Raw genomic sequence first — 3,944 nt, 5'->3', positions numbered from 1 at the left:
GGGGTTGCACTTGCTATTTATGCCTTAGAAAACAGCAAAGTTCGCGAAGAACGACTGGCGTCAATTGAAACCCTGGCAGGTCGTTTGGAAAATGAGATTAAGAATCTGCTCGCCAAAATTGTTGAAAATGATAGTGATGAAGTCGTTGTGGCAGCGGCACAAAAGGCGTTAACACTGATTGAAGATCGAGTCGCTAACTTTCAGTTTGTCGATAAGCTCTTTTTCGGATTGAGCTTAGGTTCTGTCCTTTTGCTTGCTGCAATTGGCCTGGCAATTACCTTTGGCGTTATGGGCGTTATTAATATGGCGCATGGTGAGATGATCATGCTGGGCGCTTATACCACCTATGTGGTTCAGCTTCTGATGCCTAATGCTATCGACTATTCGATTTGGGTCGCTATTCCAGCTGCTTTCTTAGTCTCGGGTTTTGTCGGCATCTGCATTGAACGAGGTGTTATTCGTCACCTTCATGGTCGCCCGCTTGAGACGCTACTGGCGACTTTTGGTATCAGTCTTATCTTGCAGCAATTGGTTCGTACCGTATTTTCTCCACTTAACCGTCAAGTTGAAACACCTAGCTGGATGAGTGGCTCTTTAGATATCAATCCGGTTCTATCGCTTACGATGAACCGTCTTTACATTCTTGCCTTTGCCTTGTTGGTGTTTGGTCTATTGTTGCTCATTTTGAATAAGACCTCATTGGGGTTGAATGTTCGTGCGGTTGCTCAGAACCGTGATATGGCGAAAGCCATGGGTATTCGCACAGACTGGGTCGATGCGATGACCTTCGGACTAGGCTCGGGTATCGCCGGTATGGCGGGTGTGGCACTAAGCCAGCTAACGAACGTTGGACCAAATCTTGGTCAAGCTTACATTATCGACTCCTTTATGGTGGTGGTCTTTGGCGGGGTTGGAAACCTATGGGGAACCTTGGTAGCAGGCTTCAGCTTGGGTATCGCTAATAAATTCTTAGAGCCTGTTACTGGCGCGGTACTGGCAAGTATCCTGGTATTGGTATTCATCATCTTGTTTATTCAGAAAAAACCGAAAGGACTGTTTCCACAGAAGGGGAGAGCGGCAGAATGAGTATTTTAAGTACGCTGTTTGATCGCGGATTAATGGGCCGAGAAGGTCAGCCGGGGAGTCGAACCTTTCCATTTGTAATTCTTTTACTCGCCATCACTTTCCTTGCCTCTATCGGTAACTTGGTGATGCCTGAAGGTTCAGTGTTTTATGTCAGCACCTATACCATAACTTTGCTGGGTAAGTACTTGTGCTACGCCATGCTGGCTTTGGCAGTTGATATTATCTGGGGCTATTGCGGTATTTTGAGCTTGGGTCATGGTGCATTTTTCGCGCTTGGTGGCTACGGCATGGGCATGTATTTAATGCGTCAGATTGGTGACCGTGGTGTCTATGGTCACCCTGAGCTACCTGACTTTATGGTCTTTCTGAATTGGCAAGAGCTACCTTGGTTCTGGCAGGGTATGGATCAATTCTGGTTTGCGATGATCATGGTGGCATTGGTGCCTGGCTTGCTAGCTTTCGTGTTCGGTTGGTTGGCATTCAGGTCTCGAGTCACGGGTGTATATCTATCGATCATGACGCAAGCACTGACTTATGCATTGATGCTGTCTTTCTACCGAAACGAGATGGGTTTTGGCGGGACCAACGGCTTAACAGATTTCAAAGAGATACTAGGCTTTGATTTACAAGCAGACAGCACGCGAATTGGTTTGTTTGTCGCCACCTCAGTCATATTGTGTTTAGTGTTGCTAGCCAGTCATGCGATATTTAAATCACGCTTTGGCAAGGTTATTGTCGCGATTCGTGATGGTGAAAACAGAGCACGTTTTATTGGCTATCGTACTGAGCGCTATAAAGTTTGGTTGTTCGTCTACTCAGCTGTGATTGCGGCAGTAGCGGGTGCCTTGTACGTTCCTCAAGTCGGTATTATTAACCCAGGTGAATTCTCACCCATTAACTCTATCGAAATGGTGATCTGGGTAGCGGTAGGTGGCCGAGGAACTTTGATTGGTGCAGTTATCGGTGCATTGTTAGTGAATTTTGCGAAGACTAAATTCACCGCGATTATGCCAGATGGTTGGTTAGTCGCATTGGGTGCCTTGTTTGTCTTCGTTACGCTTTACTTACCAAAAGGCCTGATGGGCTTAATGGAGCAAATCAGAGACAAGCGAACGCTAAAGAAGAATAAATTAGAAACCGGGGAGACAGCATCATGAATGTACTCGATACCACGAGAGAAACGATGCGTCGAGACCAAGTATGGAGTTTCATGCGCGAAGACGATGTGCATGTTGATGTATCGAAGAACGTGATTCTCTATATCGAAGGCTTGTCAGTCAGTTTCGACGGCTTTAAAGCACTGAATGACATGAATCTCTACATCAACGATGGCGAACTTCGCTGTTTGATCGGTGCAAATGGCGCAGGTAAAACGACCTTGATGGATGTGATTACCGGAAAGACCCAATGTGACGAAGGCTCGGTTTATTTTGGTCAAACACATAACTTGCTGGAAAAAGATGAAGCAGAGATTGCTCAGCTAGGGATAGGTCGAAAGTTTCAAAAGCCCACAGTGTTTGAAGCGCATACAGTTCTGGATAACCTTGAGCTATCGCTAAAAACAAACAAGCGCGTGCTGCCCACTTTATTTTCTACACTTAGTTCGGAAGAGATAGGCCGAATTGACCACGTATTGGAAACAATTGGCTTGAAAGAGCACCGTATGATGCTGGCAGGTTCCTTATCACATGGGCAAAAGCAGTGGTTGGAAATTGGTATGTTGCTCGCGTCTGAGCCACGTTTGCTATTAGTTGACGAGCCGGTTGCTGGCATGACGGCACAAGAAACAGAACGAACCGCTGAGCTGTTGAACTCTTTAGCGGGTGAACACACCGTCGTGGTCGTTGAACACGATATGGAATTTGTTCGATCAATTGCCAAAACCGTGACGGTATTGCATCAAGGCTCTGTATTGGCAGAGGGGACTATGGACGAGGTGCAAAATAATAAAGATGTAAGGGAAGTGTATTTGGGTGATGAAACGGGTGATGAGGCTTAATTATGATTTCAATAAACAAGGTTAATCAGCATTACGGCGGCACTCAAATCCTTTGGGACTTGGACATGCAGATCGAGCCAGGTTCACGCACTTGTATCATGGGCCGTAATGGTGTCGGTAAAACTACCTTACTTAAGGCCATCATGGGGCTGCTTCCCGTCACCAATGGCGAAATATTAATGGATGGCCAGCCTTTGCAGGGAAAAACAGCGGAAGCTCGAGCACCCGCAGGTATTGGCTATGTGCCGCAGGGACGGGAGATCTTTCCATTACTAACCGTTGAAGAGAATTTACGTGTGGGTTTGCCTATTCGCAAGGGACGTTTAAAAGGTCAGGAAGGCGCGGGTGAAATTCCTCAGAAAATTTTTGATCTATTCCCTGTGCTAGGCGAAATGATGCATCGCCGCGGTGGTGACTTATCGGGTGGCCAGCAACAGCAGTTGGCCATTGGCAGAGCGCTGATTATAGAGCCTAAGGTGTTAATTCTGGATGAGCCAAATGAAGGTATTCAGCCTAACATTGTTAAACAAATTGGCGATGTTGTGATGAAGTTAAATGAAGAAGAAGGCTTGACGGTTATCCTTGTAGAGCAGAAACTTGGCTTTGCTCGACGCGTTGGACAATCCTTTAGGCTAATGGATAGAGGCCGTGTCGTGGCCAATGACACGATGGATAAGCTGAGTGATGACTTGATTAGTAAGTACTTGGCTGTATAAAGAGGTTATTACTCTCTCTACACTCTTTTTTATCGTTACCCACAGACATTTCCATAAAACGCTGTCATTCCCGCCTTCGCGGGAATGACGGGGGTCTTTGGAATGACGGGGGTCTTTGGAATGACGGGGGTCTTTGGAATGAC

General features: G+C 46.5%; 4 protein-coding genes. All 4 read left to right on the top strand.

Annotation, left to right across the window (positions count from 1 at the left end; genetic code table 11):
- On the top strand, positions 1 to 1,086 hold a 1,086-nt coding region (urtB, locus tag A3761_RS21490; RefSeq protein WP_068750845.1), incomplete at its 5' end, for an urea ABC transporter permease subunit UrtB.
- Positions 1,083 to 2,243 (top strand): urea ABC transporter permease subunit UrtC, encoded by a 1,161-nt coding sequence (gene urtC, locus A3761_RS21485; protein WP_082870329.1) that lies wholly within the window; start codon positions 1,083 to 1,085, stop codon positions 2,241 to 2,243. The genes urtB and urtC, both read left to right, overlap by 4 nt.
- Complete coding sequence (gene urtD / locus A3761_RS21480) at positions 2,240 to 3,085, top strand: urea ABC transporter ATP-binding protein UrtD (RefSeq protein ID WP_068740104.1); 846 nt, start codon at positions 2,240 to 2,242, stop codon at positions 3,083 to 3,085. Before urtC ends, urtD begins: the two co-directional genes overlap by 4 nt.
- A 2-nt stretch (positions 3,086 to 3,087) precedes the next feature.
- Positions 3,088 to 3,801: an urea ABC transporter ATP-binding subunit UrtE gene (urtE, locus tag A3761_RS21475; RefSeq protein ID WP_068513012.1), complete on the top strand. Its 714-nt coding sequence runs from the start codon at positions 3,088 to 3,090 to the stop codon at positions 3,799 to 3,801.
- Positions 3,802 to 3,944 lie beyond the last annotated feature (143 nt).

The organism is Oleiphilus sp. HI0123, assembly GCF_001635315.1.
Note: the sequence above shows the minus strand (reverse complement) of the source record. Positions and strands in the feature narration are given on the sequence as shown.